The organism is Clostridium sp. K13, assembly GCF_019734195.1.
In the GTDB taxonomy this organism is placed as follows: Bacteria; Bacillota; Clostridia; order Clostridiales; family Clostridiaceae; genus Clostridium.
In genome coordinates, this window is the sequence record NZ_JAASHM010000019.1 from 19663 (window position 1) to 41995 (window position 22333).

Sequence of the window (22333 nt, forward strand, 5' to 3'; positions counted from 1 at the left end):
ATATTATAAATTTGATACAGCCTCTTTTTAGTATAATTAAAGCTTAATTAAATTTGCACAAATTTTAGATGATTTTAATACCATAGATACACCATTCCCAGGATGTACTGAAGCACCTGTAAAATATAAATTCTCAATATTAGGTAAGGTACATTGAGGTCTAAAAAGTAAGCTTTGATTTAAATTATGGCTTATTCCAAATGCAGAACCTGAAGTAGTATTAAATATGTTTTTAAAATCTAATGGAGTTAGTCTATCTTTAAATATAATATGTGACTTAATATCTTCCAATCCAGGAATTCTTGAAACTATATTTAATAATTTATTTTCTAAAGAGATAATATTATCATTAGTCCAAGATATATTGTTATAAAATAAATTAGGAACTCTCACCATTACATTAATAGTTTCACAATTTGTTGGACAAAGTGTGGAATCTATAGAACTAGGACAATAAATATATAATGATGGATCAGAAGAAAGCATTCCTTTAAAAGGTGCTTCTAAATTTTCTTTAAAGTTTTTATTTATAAAAATATTATGGATATTAAGTGATGGATATTTCTTATCTAAAGCTAAATATAATATAAATGTAGAGCATGATTGCTGGAATTTAGTAGTAGGCTCTAAGTTTGATTTAATATTTTCAGGTTTTATTAAATTATCAATTGAGTAGCAATAATCACTAGAACAAACTACTAAATCACTATATATGGTATGCTTTTTAATTTTAACTCCTATAGCAGTATTATTTTTAAATAAAATTTCATCAACAGGACATGAAAGATTAATTTTACCGCCTAAGTCTAAAACTAATTTTCTTAATGAATCTATATATGAATACATACCACCTTTTATATAGTAAAGACTATTATATTGAGTTGCAGTAGGGATTAGGTTATAAATATTAGGTGAACTATAAGGGGATACACCTACATACATAGATTGAAACATAATATAGTTTATTAATTTTTCGGATGATAGAAAGTTATTACAATCGCTATAGCAGGATTTTAAAGTATGAAGTTTATAAACTTCCTTTAATGTATAAGGATTAAAGAAATCATTAGTTTTTATAAATGGCTCATTTAAAAAATGGCTTTCTGCTATTAAATAGCGTTTATAATTAAGAGATAGAAAGTTAAAATAAGAATATTTGTCTTTTAAATTATTATTTGTTATTTTATTTATAGTTTTGCAAAGGTGAGGGTAAGAGGTTGAAAAACTATAATTAGTACCATCATCATAAAATACTTTATAAAGAGGATTAATAGGAATTAATGAAAAATAGTCTTTATAATCCTTATTACAATATTTAAAAATATCAATATAATCATTAGGAATCATCAATAAGGAGGCAGTTAAGTCAAATTTAAAATCACCAAGCTTTAATGTATTAGTTTTACCACCGATAGAATTATTCTTTTCATAAAGCTCCACCTTAAAGCCTTTATGTAAAAGTCTAGCAGCTATAGATAAGCCACCAATACCTCCACCGATAATAATAGCTTTTTTCATAAAAACACATCCTTAATTTAAATATTAGCCACCTAATGTTATATCTTGTGAAGAATACCATTCTAACGCATCATAAACATGTTGAGGTTTGAAATCAGGCCAATAATCATTAACTACATAAAAATCAGAATAAACAGATTGTATTGGTAAAAATCCGCTTAAGCGTCTTCTGCCGCCCCAACGAATTATTAAGTCAATTCTAGAAATATCTTCAGAATGAAGAACTAAATCAAGATTATTTCTTTTCTTATATGTTTGTCTTGATAAATTTAAATCCCATTCCCAACCATAATTTACTAAAAAATTTACTTTTAATCCTCCCTTTCCAAATGTTTTTCTTTTTGTAAAGGGCAATAATTCAGGAGGAAAACAAGGAGATTCTATATTACCTACAACTAATAATTCAGCATCTTCGTGAGAAAGTAAATTTACAGCATCAATACAAGCTTGGGTAAATGCATCCTTTTAATCTTTAGGTCTTTTAGTATTATCAGTAGTAAATCCATAGTAAGTTAGTTCTTCAATACCAAGCTTTTGACATAACTTAAATAATAAAAGGCCAGGATTAATGCCGATGTTATATCCTTTTTCTTTAGAAAGGCCATTATTTTCTGCCCAACGTCTATTACCATCAGGAATAATACCGATATGTTTAGGGACTCTCATAAAAACACTCCTTAACTTTACTAAATTTAGATTAAATATGTAATTTACTTTTATAGTATTGCAAATTTTTATATTATTCATACTTTAAAATCTCTAAATAAATTAATAAATTTAATAAAAAAAACGAATAATACGAATTAAATTTAAAATAATAGAGTTAAAATTCGTCTATATAACGAAAAATATGTTAAAAAACACTTAATAAAGTTGACAAATATAAAATAAATTGGTAATATTTAATTAATACGAAGAATAAATATAAAAATGGAGAAAATGTTCGTGTTTTAAAGGTGGAGGTATAGGATGTTAGGGTTTAAATGCATTTTTGTAGAAAAGAAACATGGTTTTAATGTTGAAGCTAAAAGTCTTATGGAAGATTTTAAAAGTAATTTAAGAATAGATAATCTTCAAGAAGTAAGAGTAATCAATAAATATATATTAGGTGAAATGAAAGAAGAGTATTATAAAAAATCTTTATATACAATATTTGCTGAAAAAACAGTAGATAATTTATATGAAGAAAATCTTCCAATAAATGAGGATGAAGTAGCGTTTGCAGTAGAGTTTTTACCGGGACAATATGATCAAAGAGCTGATTCAGCATCAGAATGTATTGGATTATTAGGAGCTGAAGATAGAGTAGAAGTAAAATCAGCAAAAGTAATAGTTTTAAAAGGTAATTTAACTGAAGATGAAGTAAATAAAATAAAAAGTTATTATATAAATCCAGTAGATTCTAGAGAAGTAGCAATAGATAATATTGAACTTTCTTCAAAATTAGCAGAACCTAACGATGTAGAAATACTTAATGACTTTGTTAATAAGGATAGAAAACAAATAGAAGAGTTCCATAAAGAATTAGGTCTTGCAATGAGTATTGATGACTTAGTAATGATAAGAGACTACTTCAAAAGTGAAGAAAAAGTACCAACAATCACAGAAATAAAAGTAATTGATACATATTGGTCAGATCACTGCAGACATACAACATTTAGTACTGCAATTGAAGATGTAACTTTTGAAATAGGTGAATTAAATAATGCAGCTCAAAAGTCATATGAAGCATATTTAAAATCAAGAGATTTTGTTTATGGAGAAACTGATAGAGACGAAACATTAATGGATATAGCAGTTATTACTATGAAGGAAATGAGAAAAAGAGGGATGTTAGATGACTTAGACATTTCTGAAGAAATAAATGCTTGTTCAATAAAAGTTAACATAGAAACAGATAAGGGTAATGAAGAATACTTAGTGATGTTTAAAAATGAAACACACAATCACCCAACTGAAATTGAACCTTTTGGTGGTGCAGCAACTTGTTTAGGAGGAGCTATAAGAGATCCACTTTCAGGTAGAACATACGTATATCAAGCAATGAGGGTTACTGGTGCAGCTGATCCAACAGTTCCAGTAGAGGATACAATCAAAGGTAAATTACCACAAAGAACTATCACTTTAGGAGCAGCACATGGTTATAGTTCATACGGAAATCAAATTGGATTAGCAACTGGACAAGTTTCAGAAGTATATCATCCAAACTATGTAGCTAAAAGAATGGAAGTTGGTGCAGTTATAGCAGCAGCACCAAAGGAAAATGTAGTAAGAGAAGAACCTAATGCTGGAGATATAGTAATTCTTCTTGGAGGAAGAACTGGAAGAGATGGTGTTGGTGGAGCTACAGGTTCATCAAAAGAGCATACAGAAGATTCAATAAATGAATGTGCTGCAGAAGTTCAAAAGGGTAATGCACCTACAGAAAGAAAAATCCAAAGATTATTCAGAAATGCTGAAATAGCAAAAATGATAAAAAGATGTAATGACTTTGGAGCAGGTGGAGTTTCAGTTGCAATTGGAGAATTAACTAGAGGTTTAGATATTAACTTAGATAATGTTCCTAAGAAGTATGAAGGTTTAGATGGAACTGAAATTGCAATATCTGAATCACAAGAAAGAATGGCTGTAGTAGTTAATAAAGAAAATGTAGATAGATTTATAGAATTATCTAAAGTAGAAAACTTAGAAGCTGTTGTTGTAGCAGAAGTTACTGATACAGAAAGATTAAGAATGTATTGGAGAGGCAAAGAAATAGTTAACTTAAAGAGAAGCTTCTTAGATACAAATGGGGCAAGACAAGTAACTAATGTAGAAGTTAAATTACCAGGTGAATATCCTTTAGCAGTTGGGGACATAGATGTTAAAGAAGCATGGGTAAATAACTTAAAGAAATTAAATGTTGCTTCACAAAAGGGATTAGTTGAAAGATTTGACTCTACTATAGGTGGAGGAACAGTTCTTATGCCATATGGTGGTAAGGATGCAAACACAGAACAAGAAGCGATGGTTGCAAAAATTCCAGTATTAAATGGAGTAAGTGAAGAGGCTACAATAATGAGTTATGGATTTAATCCAGATTTAGGAGTCTGGAGTCCATATCACATGGCTTACTATTCAATAATTGAAGCGGTTACAAAGTTAGCAGCTGTTGGTGGAGATTATAGAAAAGCAAGATTAACTCTTCAAGAATACTTTGAAAAGCTAGGAAAAAATGCAGAAAGATGGGGTAAACCATTTGCGGCATTACTTGGGGCATATCAAGCACAAATTGATTTAGGAATACCTGCAATTGGTGGAAAGGACTCAATGTCTGGAAGTTTTGGAGATATAGATGTACCTCCAACGCTAGTAGCTTTTGCAGTTGGAGTTGAAAAAGCTAAGAATATAATCAGTGCTGAATTAAAAGAAGCAGGTTCACAATTAGTATTCTTAATGGCTGAAAGAAATGAAGACTATACATTAAAAGTTGAAGGTTATAAGAATAATTTAGAAAAGTTACATGAGCTTATTTTAGAAGGAAAAGTAATATCAGCAGCATCCGTTAAATTTGGTGGAGTAGCTGAAACACTTTCAAAGATGGCTTTCGGAAATAAAATTGGGGTTAAGTTCTCTAATCTAACTAAGGAAGAGCTTTTTGGATTAAACTATGGAAGTTTAGTTTTAGAAGTTAAGTCTGATGTAAATATAGATGAAGAGTTTAAAGGATGCGCTTATAAAGCAATAGGAAGCACAATAAAAGATGAAGTAATAATTTCAGAAGAATATGACTTAGATTTAAAATTAAGTGCTTTAGAAGAAAGTTATGAAGAAAAATTATCTAAGGTATTTAAGATAAAAACTAAGAGTAGCAATGAAAAAGTAGAAGAAGTTTTATTTGATAAAGTAAATGTTAATTCACCTATTATAAAGGTTGCTAAACCAAAAGTAATAATTCCGGTATTCCCAGGAACAAACTGTGAATATGATTGTGAAAGAGCATTTAGAAATGCTGGTGCAGAAACAGAAACTTTAGTATTTAGAAATTACTCTAAGGATGCTTTTGTAGAGTCAATTGAAAACTTAGAAAAGCAAATTAGAGAAAGTCAAATAATAATGTTACCAGGTGGGTTCTCTGCTGGAGACGAGCCAGATGGTTCAGGTAAATTTATATCAACAGTATTTAGAAATGAAAGAATTAAAGATGCTGTTATGGATTTATTAAAGAATAGAGATGGATTAATGTTAGGTATTTGTAACGGCTTCCAAGCATTAATTAAGTTAGGATTAGTACCATATGGGGAAATAGTTGATATTGAAGAAGATATGGCTACATTAACTTATAACGAAATTAATAGACATATGAGTTCAATAATTCAAACTAAGGTTGTTTCTAAGAAATCACCATGGTTTAACGGGATTGAACTGGGAGATATTCATAATGTAGCAATTTCTCATGGAGAAGGAAGATTTGTTGCTCCAGAAAAACTATTAAAGCAATTAGTTGAAAATGGACAAGTAGCAACACAATATGTTGATAATAAAGGAAATATAGCATTAGATATGCCATTTAATCCAAATGGATCAATGCTTGGAATAGAAGGTATAACAAGTCCAGATGGTAGAGTTCTTGGGAAGATGGGACACTCTGAAAGAATTGGAGATAATCTTTATAAGAATGTACCAGGAAACTTTGATCAAAAGATTTTCGAATCAGGAGTTAAATACTTTAAGTAGTGAAGGATGAAGAGGAAAAGGTTGGGGAATAAATTCAGCAGGGCTGAATTTAGAAAGATTATATTTTAAGAAACTCCTTGAGGAGTTTCTACCTTAACTTTTAACTTTTCCTTCTTAGTTCTTATTTTAAAAGGAGAGGATAGTATGAAAGTAGCAATATTTTTTGGATCTAAATCTGATACAGAAATAATGAGGGGAGCAGCTAACTGCTTAAAGGAATTTGGTATTGAGTATAAAGCATTTGTTTTATCAGCTCATAGAGTTCCAGAAAAGTTAGAAGAAACATTAAGAGAAGTTGAAGAACAAGGATGTCAAGTTGTAATTGCAGGTGCAGGTCTTGCAGCACACTTACCAGGTGTAATTGCTTCTCAAACTACAATGCCAGTTATAGGAGTTCCATGTAAGGGTGCAATAGAAGGGTTAGATGCATTATTTTCAATAGTACAAATGCCAAAATCTATTCCAGTTGCAACAGTTGGAATAAATAATGCTTATAATGCTGGAATGCTTGCAGTACAAATGCTTTCAGTAAATGATAAAGAATTAAAAGCTAAATTAGTTGAATATAGAAAAGAAATGAAAGAAAAATTTATAGCTGAAAATGGTGAAGGAGTGGATTTATAATGGAAAAATTAGAAATGATGTACGAAGGTAAGGCAAAGAAAATATACGCTACAGATAAGGCTGATGAAGTAATAGTTTATTACAAAGATGATGCAACTGCTTTTAATGGAGAAAAGAAAGGGCAAATAGAAGATAAGGGTGTTTTAAATAATTCAATTACTTCAATGTTATTTGAAATGTTAAATGAAAAGGGAGTTCCAACTCACTTTATTGAAAAGTTAAATGATAGAGAACAATTATGTAAGAAGGTTGAAATAGTTCCACTAGAAGTAATAGTAAGAAATGTTGCTGCTGGTTCTATGGCTAAGAGATTAGGATTAGAAGAAGGAACAGAGCTTAAGACTACAGTATTTGAATTATCATACAAAGATGATTCTCTAGGAGATCCATTAATAAATGATTACCATGCAGTTGGAATTGGAGCTACTACTTTTGAAGAATTAGAAAAGATTTATGCTTTAACAGCAAAAATCAACGATATTTTAAAGGATATGTTCTTAAAATCTAAAATTAGATTAATAGACTTTAAATTAGAGTTTGGTAGATTTAACGGAGATATAGTTTTAGCAGATGAAATTTCACCAGATACTTGCAGATTCTGGGATGCTACTACTGGAGAAAAATTAGATAAGGACAGATTTAGAAGAGACCTTGGTAATGTTAAAGATGCATATATAGAAATATTAAAGAGAATACAGGAATAGTTAGTAGTTAGGAGTTAGTAGTTAGGAGTTAATGAATAAAATCAATTAATGTTGATTTTAGGAAAAATATTTTATAGAAACTCACTAAGAGTTTCAGCCTCAACTACTAACTAAAAACTATTAACTCCAAACTAATTAATCGGGGGTTAAAAGTATGAGTCCAAAGTTAGACAATATAATAATGGATCCAAGTAATGATAAATTTAAAGATGAGTGTGGAGTATTTGGTGTTTACTCTAACAAACCATTAGATGTTGCTTCAGTAGCATATTACGGATTATATGCACTTCAACATAGAGGTCAAGAAAGTGCTGGTATAGCAGTTGCAAATGGTGAAGATATAAATATTAAAAAGGGAATGGGACTTATAACAGAAGCATTCTCTCAAGATGATATAAATAGCTTAAAAGGATTTGCAGCAATTGGACATGTTAGATATTCAACAAGTGGTGATACTAGAATAGAAAATGCACAGCCATTATTAAGCAAAACAAAGCTAGGACCAATAGCTATGGCGCACAATGGAACATTAGTTAATGCTGATGTTATAAGAGAATTACTTGAAGATGGTGGACATGTATTCCATACATCAATTGACTCAGAAGTAATTGCTAACTTAATTGCAAGAGGGGCTAAAAAAGGTGTTGAAAGAGCTGTATTAGATGCGATTCAAGCTGTTAGAGGTTCTTTTGCAATGGTTATATTAACTGAAAACAAGCTTATTGGTGTAAGAGATCCTCATGGAATAAGACCTCTTTGCCTAGGAAAGATTGAAGAAGGTTATATTTTAACTTCTGAAAGCTGTGCTTTAGATGCAATTGGAGCAGAATTAGTTAGAGATATTGATCCAGGAGAAATTGTAGTAATTGATGAAAGTGGAATAAAGTCATATAGATATTCTGAAAATACTCAATGTCAAACTTGTGCTTTTGAATATATATACTTTGCTAGACCAGATTCAATTATTGATGGATTAGATGTTCATGAATCAAGAGTTAGAGCTGGAGAACAATTATATAAAGAAAATCAAATTGAAGCTGATGTAGTTGTTGCAGTACCAGATTCAGGTATACCAGCAGCAATAGGATATGCTAAGGCATCAGGTATTCCTTATGATACTGGATTTGTTAAAAATAGATACGTTGGAAGAACATTTATTACTCCTTCTCAAGAAGTAAGAGAAAGAGCCGTAGCTGTAAAATTAAATCCTTTAAAGGTAAATATTAAAGATAAGAGAGTTATTCTTATAGATGACTCTATAGTAAGAGGAACTACTTCAAAGCATTTAGTTGAATCTTTAAGAAGAGCTGGAGCAAAAGAAGTTCACTTCTTAGTAGCATCACCAGTAGTTCAATATCCATGTTACTTTGGAATTGATACTCCTTATAGAAAAGAACTTATTGGAGCTAATAATTCATTAGAAGAAATAAGAGAAATAATTGGTTGTGATTCATTAGGATATTTAACTATGGATGGTATGTACAAATGCTTTAATGCAGATCAAGGATATTGTGTAGGATGTTTCAATGGAGTATATCCAGTTGCAACACCAATAGAAACTGAAAGGTAGGTAATTTAAATGATAACTTATAAAGAGGCTGGAGTTAATATAGAAGAAGGGTATAAGTCAGTAAAGCTTATAAAGGAATATGCACAAAGAACAATGAGTGAATATGTTTTAAATGGTCTTGGAAGCTTTGCAGGAATGGTTGAATTACCAGAAGGATATAAAAAGCCAGTTTTAGTTTCTGGTACAGATGGTGTTGGAACTAAGCTTGAATTAGCTTTTAAAACTAAGAAATATGATACAGTTGGAATTGACTGTGTAGCTATGTGTGTAAATGATATTTTATGTCATGGAGCAAAGCCATTATTCTTCTTAGATTATATAGCGTGTGGAAAGCTTGAAGCAGAAGTTGCTGCTGATTTAGTTAAAGGTGTTTCTGATGGTTGTGTAATGTCAGATTGTGCTTTAGTTGGAGGAGAAACGGCTGAAATGCCAGGTTTCTATAAAGAAGGAGAATACGATATTGCAGGATTTGCAGTAGGTATTGTTGATAAAGATAAGATAATAAACGGAAAAAACATTAAGCCAGGAGATAAGTTAATAGGTTTAGCTTCATCTGGTGTACATTCAAATGGTTTCTCTTTAGTTAGAAAATTATATACAGATCTAAATGAAGAATTTAATGGTGAAGAAGTTTGGAAAACATTAATTACGCCAACTAAGATATATGTTAAACCAATATTAAGCTTAATTGAAAAGTTTGATATTAAAGGTATGTCTCATGTAACTGGCGGTGGATTTATTGAAAATGTTCCAAGAATGTTTAACGGTGGAGAATTAACTGCTGAAATAAACAAAGATAGTTATCCATTACCAGCAATCTTTGAAGATATGATTAATAAAGGTGTAAATAGAGATCATATGTATAATACATTCAATATGGGGATTGGTTTTGTGTTATGTGTTGATGAAAAAGATGTTGATGCTGTTATTAAAGAACTTATTGAATTAGGTGAAAAAGCTTATGAAATTGGTGTTGTAACAGCTGGAGGTGAAGGAGTTTGCTTAAAGTAGCAGTACTTGTATCTGGTGGAGGGTCAAACCTCCAATCAATTTTAGATTATGGACAAGATACTTTTAAAGTAGAAATGGTTATTGGAAGCAAAGAAGGAATTTATGGCTTAGAGAGAGCTAAAAATGCTGGTATTGCTACTCATGTTGTTTCTAGAAAAGAATATGGAAATGAGACTTCTAATAAAATATTAGAATTAACTAGGGGGACAGTTGATTTAATAGTTTTAGCAGGGTATCTTTCAATATTAAATGGGGAAATATTAAAAGCGTTTAAAGATAGAATAATAAATATACATCCATCTCTTATTCCTAGTTTTTGTGGAGATAAGATGTATGGAATGCATGTACATAATGCAGTAAGAAGCTCAGGAGTTAGATTTACTGGATGTACGGTTCACTTTGTAAATGAAGAAGTAGATGGGGGAGCAATAATACTTCAAGAAGCAGTGCCAGTATATTTTGAGGATACTGCTGAAGATATTCAAAAGAGAGTATTAGTAGAAGAACATAAGCTATTGCCAAAGGCTATTGATTTATTAAGTAGGGGTAAAATTGAAATTATAGATGGAAGAGTAAATATTTTAAAATAGGGAGGATTTTTACATGATAAAAAGAGCATTAATTAGTGTATTTGATAAGACTGGTGTTTTAGATTTTTCAAAGTTTTTAGCAGAAAACGGAGTTGAGGTTATTTCAACTGGAGGTACTTATAAGCACTTAAAAGAAAATGGAGTTTCTGTAACTGAAGTTAATGAAGTTACTAACTTCCCAGAAATGCTAGATGGAAGAGTTAAGACTCTTCACCCAATAATTCATGCAGGAATACTTGCTATAAGAGATAATGAAGAACATATGAATACAATTAAAGAAAGAAATATATATACAATTGATATGGTAATAGTTAATTTATATCCTTTCTTTGAAAAAGTTAGAGAAGATTTAAGCTTTGAAGAAAAAGTAGAATTCATTGATATCGGTGGTCCTACAATGCTTAGAGCAGCAGCTAAGAACTTCCAAGACGTTGTTGTTATTTCAGATGTTAAAGATTATGAAGCTGTAATGGCTGCAATTAAAGAAACTGGAGATGTTAGCTATAAATTAAGAAAGAAATTAGCAGGTAAAGTATTTAACTTAATGAGTGCTTACGATGCAGCTATTTCAAACTTTATGCTTGGTGATGAAGAAGAGTATCCAGAATACTTATCTGTTTCATACAAAAAGAAACAAAGCTTAAGATACGGTGAAAATCCACATCAAAGTGCTGCTTACTATGTTTCTACTGAATTTGATGGTGGAATGAATGATTATGAAATATTAAATGGTAAAGAGCTTTCTTACAATAATATTAAAGATTTAGATATAGCATGGAAGGTTGCAAATGAATTTGATGAAGCTTCATGCTGTGCATTAAAACATAATACTCCATGTGGTGTTGCAATAGGTGAGACTCCATATGAAGCTTACACTAAAGCACATGATGTAGATCCAACTTCAATATTTGGTGGAATAGTTGCATTTAACAGAAAGTTAGATAAGGCTACAGCTGAAGAAATGGTTAAAATATTCTTAGAAGTAATTGCAGCTCCGGATTATGATGAAGATGCATTAGAAGTATTAAGAACTAAAAAGAACTTAAGAGTTTTAAAATGTAATGTTAAACCATGTGATGAAAAATATATGGTAACAGTTGATGGTGGAATATTAGTTCAAGAAGAAGATAGACAATTAGTTGATGAAATAAAGGTTGTTACAGAAAAAGCTCCAACTGATGAAGAAATGAAAGATTTATTATTTGGTATGAAGGTTGTTAAATATGTTAAATCTAATGCTATAGTAACAGTTCATAATGGTGTTGCTGTAGGTATCGGTGGAGGACAAGTTAATAGAATTTGGCCAACAATGGATGCTTTAAGAAGAGGTGAAGGAGCTACAATCTTAGCTTCAGATGCATTCTTCCCATTTAGAGATATAGTTGATGAATGTTCTAAATACGGAATTAAAGCTATAATCCAACCAGGTGGTTCAATGAGAGACCAAGAATCAATTGATGCTTGTAACGAACATGGAATAGCTATGGTTATGACAGGAATCAGACACTTTAAACACTAAAATATAGTTAATGATTAAATAAAAGATATATGATAATTATTAAGATATTGGAAAAGAGGTAAAGTTATGAAAGTATTATTAGTTGGTTCTGGTGGGAGAGAGCATGCTATTGCTTGGAAATTAGCTAAAAGTGAAAAGGTAAGTAAGATATTTGTAGCGCCTGGTAATGGTGGAACTTCAATTGAAAATAAATGTGAAAATGTTAATATCACTGATATAGATGAATTAGTAGTATTTGCTAAAGAAAATAATATAGGTTTAACTTTTGTTGGACCAGAAGATCCATTAACAAAGGGGATAACAGATAAGTTTAAAGCAGCAGGACTTAGATGCTTTGGACCAGATGCAGCAGGTGCTCAATTAGAAGGAAGTAAATCTTTCTCTAAAGATTTCATGAAGAAGTATGGAGTTAAAACTGCTGAATATGCTACATTTACAGATTACGAACCAGCATTAGGATATCTTCAAGATTGCTCATACCCAATAGTTATTAAAGCAGATGGATTAGCGGCTGGGAAAGGTGTTGTTATTGCAGCTACTAAAGAAGAAGCTTTAAGAACTGTAGATGATTTTATGGTTTCTGATATATTTAAGGGCGCTGGGCAAAAAATTGTTATTGAAGAGTTCTTAGAAGGGGTAGAAGCATCAATTCTTTCAATTACTGATGGTAAGACTTTAATACCTTTTATCTCAGGAAAAGATCACAAGCAAATTTTTGATGGAGATAAGGGACCAAATACTGGTGGAATGGGAGTTTTAGCACCAAATCCATTTGTTACTCAAGATGTAATGAATGACTTTGAAGAAAATATAGTTGCTAATACTTTAAGAGGAATTCAAGAAGAAGGATTTGACTTTAAGGGGATTATCTTCTTTGGGTTAATGATAACTAAGAAGGGTACTTATCTTTTAGAGTATAATGTAAGAATGGGAGACCCTGAAACTCAATCTGTATTAACTTTAATGGAAAGTGATTTAGTTGATTTAGTTGAAGCTGCTTTAGATAGTAGATTAGATGAAGTAGAAGCTAAGTGGTATGATGGAGCATGCGTTAATGTTGTTTTAGCTTCTGGAGGATATCCAGGAAGTTTTGAAAAGGGCTTTGAAATTACTATTGATGATAGCATAAGAGATAAGGTATTCTTAGCTGGAGCTCAATTGGTTGATGGAGTTTTAAGAACTAGTGGAGGAAGAGTTTTATCTGTTGTTGGAAGAGGTAGAACTGTTCAAGAGGCTAGAGAAGAAGCTTATAAGTTAACTGAAATGGTTAATTTTGAAGGAAAGTATTTTAGAAAAGATATATAATAGAAAAAGCACTATCAGCATAAAAGTTGATAGTGTTTTAGAATAATGAAGAATGAACCATACCATAAGTAAATGAGGTTTATAGCTTTAGGAATTGATATTACTAGCTTAAGCCTGTTTTTGTAGCTGAAAACACCTTGTCATAAGTAAGATAAATTCATATAAGTAGATAGAATAAAGAAAAGGTGATATAAATAAAAGAGTAAAAAGAGCCATTGCTAGTTGCACTTTCAGACGATGTAAGTGAAGAAATACCGTATGAGTTCATAAAGAGCATACTAGAGAATTTCAACAAGGGCCTTATTCTTTTATGTTAAGAAATGTTGGAGTGAGTACACTGAAGAGTAACAAAAAAGAATAAATGAAATCAGTGCAAAATTAGCAGAGTTTTATGTAGCAGAAGAATTGAGCTTAACTAAGGAAGATACTATTGAAATTATTAAGAATTAAGATAATGTAGTAAATTATGATTATGGATATGAATCATATTCAGATATTGAAGTTTTATTATGGATAATCAAGCTTTTAATATGAATATTTTGTGTTAAAAGGCAACTGCTGAAAAGCGTAAAAGAGAGTCTATTGGAGTAGATGGAAATATTATTTCTTAAGATATGGTTAAAAAGAGTGGTTAGATACGAGTTGGGGAGAACCAATAATAATACTATTTTTAAGGCGGGAAAGATACTTACCGTAGATATAGTTTCGTAATGATAAAGTTGTAAATAGGAAAATTTTAGATTATAATAATAGACGAATATGAGGGGTGTAGATAGGAGAGTTGAATGAAATTGTTTTTAAATGAAATTAGAAATAGGGGATTATGGTCTATAAAACAAGTTTTAACAATAAGACATATTATTGCTATGATAATATTTACATTAATGTTTGGAATTAATGGTAGTGAAATTCCAATTGAGAAAACTATATTAACTATTGTGTTTATTATTTTTTGTACATATCAACAATTAGCTATAGGTATAGCTATATCAATTTTTATTGGTATTATAGTAGGTGTTTTCCCGTTTTTAGGGTTTTTAATACCTATTTTAATATTATTAGGAATTATATCGAAATTGACATTTGTTTGGGAAAATAAATATGCAATGTATTTAGGAATTACAGTTGTTCTAGCTCCAAGTCAATTAATTCAGCTTATTTTAGGAGATATATATCGTATTTTAGCCATTCCAGTTAATTATATTTTTGAGATTGTGGCTAAATTTGAGTTTATCTATACAATTTCTGATATTACATCCATTCCAATTGAATATGTTTATTATGGTATTTTATTTAATATTATGATGATTAGTTTATATTTTATGAAGTACTCAGTTGATGGAGCTTTAACAGCTATATGCATGTTGCCGTTATTGTTTATGTCAATTTTAGTACCAGCTATTATTTCGGAAATATCAACATTGGTAAGTACAGCACAATATAATAATTATGTTGAAACAAATCCAGGGATGCACAACGTTAGAGAATACACAAGGATAAATTCTAGTGGAGATATAGAGCATGTTAAGAGTCATATTAGAACAAATCCTGATGGAATTGAAACTAATAATTTATCTTATAGAGGTGACTAGAGGAAGAAAGCTTAAGGATAATTGTTATATCTACAGGGGATTAATTTATTAAAGTAAATATCATATTCAATACAATATTTTTAAGTTATGATTTAAATTACCTATAATCCAAGGTTGAAATATGGATAACTATATTATTTAGCCTACTAAAGATTTCAAAATATTACTTAAGAGCGAAGTTTTTGCATTAACATTTGATATTGGGCACGATTATTGTATATGTAATAAGGATAGTATGTTTATAAACAAAAATATCAAAAAATTAATGCATATGCATATACATGATGCAATAAATTACAAAAATCATCTACCACTTGGAAGAGGTAATATTGATATTAAAGGTATGATAAACATTGCAATAAAAAATAAATGTACATGTGTTTTAGAAACTAAGACAATAGAAGGTTTAAGGCAATCAGTAAAATACATTAAGAATTATATAACAAATTGATTTATATATATGTTTATTTTTTATAAAATTTTGATATAATATAAATAAGAAAAGCTTAGTGTGTCAACACTAAGCAATCCTTAGAACATTTATTTTGTTTTAGGGCTATTGGATGAAATTAATTGAAGATTAATTAAGAAAAAGTGCTACTCTTTGCAGGATGGGGCACTTTTTTCTTTGCTTTTAACTTCTATATCAAGACCAAGAAATTTAATCTTAATTTTTAAGTGATGTATAAAAAGATTATGTTTTAGAACTAATCTAATTACATAAATGACTGATATACACTTTATCAAAGTATCAAACATATCCAATACCACCTCCTAGCTATAGTGAAATAGTTCACCAATAGCCATGGAGGATAAAACGTTCAAAACCTCCGTAGCCATCCTACTACGGATTTCAAAATATTACTTTAGAATTATACCATATTTATGTAGAATATATACACAAGAATAAAATGGAAAAACCTCATTTGCAGTAGTTACGGAGAACCGTATCATAAGTAATTTATATTTAAGTTAATAAAAGAGAGTAGCTAAGAATTATAATGATTTATTTAACTGCTCTTATTTTTTAGAGTGAGTGATATTTTTATATAACTACAAATTAAACAATAATAATGAAAATATTTTAAATTAAATGAGATAATATTACAAAAAATGCAAAAAAAACTAGAAATAATATATTTATATTAAGTTATTACATAAGTATTAAAGTATAAATTTTAAAAAATAGATAAATTTGTAATATAATTGTTTACATAGGAAATTTTTTCATATATAATATAATAGAAAATAAAAAATTAAAATTAATATTTGATTTAGAGCGTGTTACCAATAGAGCACTAGCTTTCCTATATTTATAGGAAAGCTTTTTTTATTCAATTTTTTTATAAATAATACAAATAAATCAATAAAATTTTAATTTTTATTAATTATATGGAGGTAATAATATGAAAGTCAAAGTTAAGAGACTACTAAGTTGTATATTAGCTATTGCATTAATTATTGGAATAGTTCAACCAGCTACGGTTAGTGCTAGCCCTATAGTAGAAGCTGATACAACAAAAGAAGGATATGAAATTTATCCTAACCCACATCAAATTGACTACTTAACGGGGGAATTTGTTATACGTAAAGACGTAAACGTAGTTTATGATAGCACAATAGATGCTGTAACTAAAAAGCGTATGACAGAAGTTTTAGAGTCAAAAGATAAGAAGATTACAATTTCAGAAGAAGTTGTAAGTGGTAAAACTAATATTTTAGTTGGAACATATTTATCAAATGAATACGCAAGTAATTATATACAAGAGAAAAATCAAGTGGATGTAAGCCTATTTGAAAAGAATGATTCATATTTTATGTCAGCAAAAGATGGAGAAATTTCCATATTAGGTAAAAATACAGATGCTGCATTCTATGGAATAACAAGCTTAAAGCATATATTTAATCAAATGGATGGATCTACTATTAAGAATTTTGAAATTAAAGACTATGCTGATACACCAATACGTGGATTCATTGAAGGTTACTATGGTGTTCCATGGACAAATGAAGATCGTATGTCTTTAATGAAATTTGGTGGAGACTTTAAGATGACAGCTTATATCTTTGCACCAAAAGATGATTTATATCATACTAGAAAATGGAGAGAATTATATCCAAAAGAAGAGTTAGATAAAATTGCTGAAATGGTAAAAGTAGGTGAAGAGACAAAAACAAAATTTGTTTGGACAGCTCATCCTTTTATGGGCGGATTTAACGCAAATGACTTTGATGGAGAAATGGAAAAATTAATAGCAAAATTCGAACAATTATATTCTGTAGGTGTTCGTCAATTTGGTGTTCTAGGTGATGACGTTGGTAGCCTTGATAGACAAATTCTTGCTAATATGATGACTCAATTATCAGAATGGGGTAAGAAAAAAGGAGATGTACATGACTGGGTATTCTGTCCAGTAGGATACAATGCTGGATGGCAAGGTGATTATTCAGAATTAAATTTCTTAGATGCAAACTTCCCTGAAGATGTTCAAATTTTCTGGACTGGTAACTCAGTATGTGCACCAATTATTCAAAATACATTAGATAACTTTAAAAAGCATAGAGCGCCAGAAGGTGTAACAAGAAGAAGTCCATTATTCTGGTTAAACTGGCCTGTTAATGATATCAACATGCATAGATTAATGTTAGGTAAAGGAAGTCTTTTACATACAGATATTAATATTGAAGATTTAGCTGGTGTAGTTACAAATCCTATGCAAGATGCAGAACCATCAAAAATAAGTCTTTTTGCTATAGCAGATTATGCTTGGAATATAAAAGAGTTTAATGAAGATAAGAGTTGGGAAGATTCTTTCAAATATGTAGATGCTAATGTATCAGAAGCATTATATACAATAGCTAAGCATACATCAGATCCTGCTCCAAATGGACATGGACTAGTATTAGGAGAATCAGAAGAGATAAGACCTTTATTAGATGAATTTATTTCTAAATTAAATGGAAATCAAGAAATTTCTGAAGTTGGAAATACTTTAGTAAATGAAATGGATATAATAATTAATGCTTGTGATGAGTTTATTAAAACTAGCACTAATGCAAGAATGGTTGAACAAATTACACCATTTGCTAATTCATTAAAAGATTTAGCTACAGCTATTAAGAGCTATGTTCAAGCAGCAATTAACTTAGAAGCTAATGATAATGAGTCAGCTGTACAAAATTTTGCTGAAGGAACTACTTCTTATGAAAATAGTAAATCACATGATAGATTAACAATTGATGGAACTAAAAAGGCTCAACCAGGTTCAAAACGTTTAGTTCCTTTCGTAGAAGCTGTTAGAGATGCACTTTCTGATGAAATTAACTCATTAGTTAATGGTGGAGAAAAGTTAGTATTAACTGCAGAAACAAATATATCAAATGTTTATGATGGTAAAATTGAAAATATCATAGATGGTAAAAATGATACTCATATATGGAATGGAGTATATGAAGCTAAAGATCAATATTATCAAGTTAATTTAAGTAAGCCAACTACAATCTATGGTGTAGATATATTAAATGGTACTAATGGAAAGCAAGAAGATACTTTTGGACATGCTAAAGTACAATACACAACTGATGGTCAAACTTGGGAAGATATAAACAACAAAACTTATGGACCATATTCAGTAAATGTTAAGATTACTGGTGTAGAAATTAAAAATGTTGTTGGTGTGAGATATATCTGTACTGCAACAGATAGTGGTAACAAATGGCCTGCTATGAGAGAATTTAAAGTATTAACTTCTCCAGAAATAGTAGAAGTACCAACTTTCACAAGTGAAGTAATTCGTACAACTGATGGATGGAGCGTTTATTCTGGACCAGAATCTAATATGTTAGATGGTGATCCAAATACTAGTATTCACTACAATGTAAGACAAAATACTACGCCAGCAAATACTACAATTGCAGGAGACTATGTAGGAGTAAAATTAAGTGAGCCAATAGTTCTTGGTAAAATTAATATTCTTCAAGGACCAAATGCAGGTTCAAATGATTACTTCAAAAATGTTACATTAGAATATTCTTTAGATGGTAGAGAATATACGCCGATAGAAACTTATGAAAACACTAGAGATATAGTAATAGACTTATCAGATAGAAATATTGAAGCTCAATATGTACGTTTAAGAAATAATAGAGATCAAGGAAATTGGATTGGTTTTAGAGAATTTAAAGTTGATGCAAAGATTAATCATAATGGTAAGGTATATACTAATGTAGAAGCTTACAAAGAGCATCCAGCAGATTATTTTAATGATAATGCTAGTATGGTAGGGCTTTCAGATATTACTTTAGAAAACAATCAATATATTGGATTAATGTTAGATCGTATTCATGAATTAACAGAGATTGTTGTAAATGGCACATCATTAGAAAATGTTACATTACAAGTTTCTAAGAATGGTTATGAATGGACTAACTTAGATAACAAAACACTAAGTGAAAACACTGATGCAAGATATGTTCGTTTAATTAATTTAGGTTCAGGAGTAGTTACTTTCAATGTAAATGAGTTTAGAGTAACTTCAAGGGAATTCGGTAAGCCAACAGTAATTGAAAATAACATGGGAAGAATTTATGCTGGTAAAGTAGATGATTTATTTGATAAAGACCGTACAACAGCTATACAATTTGAAAGACTTCAAACTAAGGGAGACAATATGATTTTTGATTTAGGTCAAGAGATTGATTTAGATCAATTAAAAGTAGTTGTTCATGACTCACATAAAGACTATATCAGAGATGGTGCAGTTTATGCTTCAACAGAAAAAGGAAACTGGGGAGATGCTGTATTATTAATAGGTGATCAAGAACCTAATACAACAAATGATGATAGCAATATAAATGATATATTTACAGGGCATGAAATTTCATACAATGTAGCTGAAGCAAGTAATATAAATAAAAAAGCTAGATATATTAAGTTAGAAATAACTCAATCATATGGTCATAGATGGACTAGAATTAATGAAATTGAAATAAATGGTGGAGCATATATTCCAACAGTTAATAATCCAACATTTAAATCAAATGTTTCAGATACTCAAAATGGATTATATGAATATTTAGTTGATGGTGATATTACTACAATGTATATTCCAAATTCAAATGAAGGATACCTTAATTATTCATTATCTGATAATCTTGATGTAAATCATATTAAAGTAATGCAAAATGCTAAGAATATCTCAAATGCACTAGTAACAGCAAGAATTGTAGCCACTAATGGGGATATACAATCAGTAGAATTAGGGACTTTAAATAAAGGTACAAATGAATTTGTTTTACCTGCTGGAACTAAGATTTTAGATGTTAAGTTTGAGTGGAATGGAGTTATTCCAAATTTAGTAGAATTAATATTTGATTCAACTTTAAATGAAACTGTAAACAAAGATAGATTACAAGAATTGGTAAATGAAACTATAGATACTACAACTTGGACAACTAACACTGCAAAAGCATATAAGGAAGCTATAGAAGTAGCTAAAGCTATACTTAATAATAATTATGCAGCGCAAGGAACAGTAGATAGTGCAGTAAAAGAAATAGAAAAAGCAAAAGCTAGTAAAGAAGAAAAGTGTAATAGTGAAGAAGTACAAGCTGTTATAGATGCAGCTATAACACATAGTTCAAAATACACAGCTAAAACTTGGGCTAATTATCAAAAAGCTTTAAATGCTATTAAGAGTGCTATGGAAGATAGCAATAACTTATCAGTTAAAGAAGCTGAAAGATTAATAAGTGAGTTAAATAATGCAAAAGAAGCTTTAGTTTATAACCCAGCAAACAGAGAAGAAGCTGAAATTACTTTAGAGGATATTAATGTATTTATTTCTAATGTTACTGCTCCAGAGAAGGTTTATACTACAAATTCTTGGACAGCATTAAATGATGCAAAAGCAGAAATTGAGGGATTACTTGAATTAAATAAAACAGAACCTCAAGACCCAGCAGTATTTGAGGCTGCAAAAGAAGGTATATTAGAGGCAAAAAATTCTTTAGTAAATATTACTTCTTTAGTAGCAGTAATTGAAGAATTTGAAGCAATAGTTGATTCAAGCATCTACACAGAAGATTCTTATAAAGCTTATGAATTAAAAGTTACTGAGGCAAAAGAATTATTAATAGACGGTACTGTTGAAGCTATTGAAGCTGCAATAGGTGCTATAACTGAAGCTAAAAACAACTTAGAATTAGTAGGTTCAAGCGAAAGTGTTGAAGGATTAATTGTTGAAATTAAGGGATTAAAAAGTGAAAACTATACTACTAATTCATTCCAAGCATTAATGGATAAAGTAGCAGAAGTTGAAGGTATGAACTTTAATAATATGACAGCTGAAGAATTAAAGAACGTAGAAAATGAGTTATTAACATTAAAGAATACTTTAGTTGATGTAACTGCATTACGTGCTCAAATTGAAATCGCTAATGGATTTGATGCTAGTTTATATACTACAAGCAGCTACAAAATATTAGTAGATTTAATTGCTACTGCGGATGAGTTATTTGTATCTGGTACTGCAGAAACTATCCAAGGATTAGTTACTGAAATTGATGAAGCTACTAAGACTCTTGTATTAAGAGTAAACCAAGAAGATCTTAAAGCTTATATCAATAGTATAGAAGAAATAGAAGCAGATAAATATACTGAAGAAACTGTTGCTAAGTATAATGAAGCATTATCAGTATTAAAGGCTATGTTAGAAAATGTAGAAAATACTTCAGCTACAGAGTTTGTAAGTGCTAAGAATGCTTTTGAAGATGCAAAAGCTGCTTTAGAGTTAAAACCAGTAGTACCAACACCAGAACCAGGTGATGGAAATAACGGAAACAACCAAGGTAACGGAAACAACCAAGGTAACGGAAATAATAATCTTCCACAAACAGGAGGAGTAGATACTAGAAATGTTTTATTTGTTGGAATTTTATTACTATCTTTAGGAATAATAGTTGTTTATTCTAAAAAGTCAAAAGTTAAACAACAATAAGATATTAAATTAAAGTAGATAATTAGAATGTAAAATTGGATTATATCTTTAATATTAAGGATATAATCCAGTTTTTTTGTTTAAGAATAATAAGTTGTAAGATATAATAGTTCTATAAAACATTTAATTGGTATAATTAGGAAAGCTATTAGGATAAATCAAATAAAATCCTAGTAGCTTTTTATT

The 22333-nt window shown here is 29.9% G+C and carries 12 protein-coding genes and 1 pseudogene; 11 read left to right on the top strand and 2 right to left on the bottom strand.

Annotated features, from left to right (window positions below; all coding sequences use genetic code 11):
• Positions 1 to 36: 36 nt before the first annotated feature.
• Positions 37 to 1518, bottom strand: coding sequence for a phytoene desaturase family protein (locus HCG76_RS11490; protein ID WP_221700515.1), 1482 nt, complete (start codon positions 1516 to 1518; stop codon positions 37 to 39).
• Positions 1519 to 1542: 24 nt separating this feature from the next.
• A pseudogene (locus HCG76_RS11495) lies at positions 1543 to 2184 on the bottom strand (undecaprenyl diphosphate synthase family protein).
• A 303-nt stretch (positions 2185 to 2487) separates the two neighbouring features.
• Here HCG76_RS11495 and HCG76_RS11500 point away from each other — a divergent pair.
• The 11 genes from HCG76_RS11500 (at position 2488) to HCG76_RS11550 (ending at position 22147) form a co-directional block, all read left to right on the top strand.
• The gene (locus HCG76_RS11500; protein WP_221700514.1) at positions 2488 to 6234 is read left to right on the top strand and encodes a phosphoribosylformylglycinamidine synthase; all 3747 of its coding nucleotides are present in this window, start codon (positions 2488 to 2490) and stop codon (positions 6232 to 6234) included.
• 144 nt (positions 6235 to 6378) lie between these two features.
• Positions 6379 to 6858 carry a 5-(carboxyamino)imidazole ribonucleotide mutase gene (gene purE / locus HCG76_RS11505; RefSeq protein WP_221700513.1) on the top strand — a complete coding sequence of 160 codons (480 nt, stop codon included), beginning with the start codon at positions 6379 to 6381 and terminating at the stop codon, positions 6856 to 6858.
• Positions 6858 to 7562 carry a phosphoribosylaminoimidazolesuccinocarboxamide synthase gene (gene purC, locus HCG76_RS11510; RefSeq protein WP_221700512.1) on the top strand — a complete coding sequence of 235 codons (705 nt, stop codon included), beginning with the start codon at positions 6858 to 6860 and terminating at the stop codon, positions 7560 to 7562. The genes purE and purC overlap by 1 nt, the downstream gene beginning before the upstream one ends.
• A gap of 154 nt (positions 7563 to 7716) precedes the next feature.
• Positions 7717 to 9132, top strand: a complete 1416-nt coding sequence (purF, locus tag HCG76_RS11515; protein WP_221700511.1) for an amidophosphoribosyltransferase — start codon at positions 7717 to 7719, stop codon at positions 9130 to 9132.
• A 9-nt stretch (positions 9133 to 9141) separates the two neighbouring features.
• The gene (gene purM / locus HCG76_RS11520) at positions 9142 to 10143 is read left to right on the top strand and encodes a phosphoribosylformylglycinamidine cyclo-ligase (protein WP_221700510.1); all 1002 of its coding nucleotides are present in this window, start codon (positions 9142 to 9144) and stop codon (positions 10141 to 10143) included.
• Positions 10131 to 10733 (top strand): phosphoribosylglycinamide formyltransferase, encoded by a 603-nt coding sequence (purN, locus tag HCG76_RS11525; protein ID WP_221700509.1) that lies wholly within the window; start codon positions 10131 to 10133, stop codon positions 10731 to 10733. The genes purM and purN overlap by 13 nt, the downstream gene beginning before the upstream one ends.
• A gap of 13 nt (positions 10734 to 10746) precedes the next feature.
• Positions 10747 to 12252, top strand: a complete 1506-nt coding sequence (gene purH, locus HCG76_RS11530) for a bifunctional phosphoribosylaminoimidazolecarboxamide formyltransferase/IMP cyclohydrolase (protein WP_221700508.1) — start codon at positions 10747 to 10749, stop codon at positions 12250 to 12252.
• A gap of 66 nt (positions 12253 to 12318) precedes the next feature.
• A complete protein-coding gene (purD, locus tag HCG76_RS11535) occupies positions 12319 to 13557 on the top strand; it encodes a phosphoribosylamine--glycine ligase (protein WP_221700507.1) in 1239 nt (412 codons plus the stop codon).
• A gap of 785 nt (positions 13558 to 14342) precedes the next feature.
• Positions 14343 to 15149 carry a hypothetical protein gene (locus tag HCG76_RS11540; RefSeq protein ID WP_221700506.1) on the top strand — a complete coding sequence of 269 codons (807 nt, stop codon included), beginning with the start codon at positions 14343 to 14345 and terminating at the stop codon, positions 15147 to 15149.
• A gap of 160 nt (positions 15150 to 15309) precedes the next feature.
• Positions 15310 to 15600 carry a TIM barrel protein gene (locus HCG76_RS11545; RefSeq protein ID WP_370778838.1) on the top strand — a complete coding sequence of 97 codons (291 nt, stop codon included), beginning with the start codon at positions 15310 to 15312 and terminating at the stop codon, positions 15598 to 15600.
• Positions 15601 to 16555: 955 nt separating this feature from the next.
• Positions 16556 to 22147, top strand: a complete 5592-nt coding sequence (locus HCG76_RS11550; RefSeq protein ID WP_221700504.1) for a beta-N-acetylglucosaminidase domain-containing protein — start codon at positions 16556 to 16558, stop codon at positions 22145 to 22147.
• The last annotated feature ends 186 nt before the right edge of the window (positions 22148 to 22333 follow it).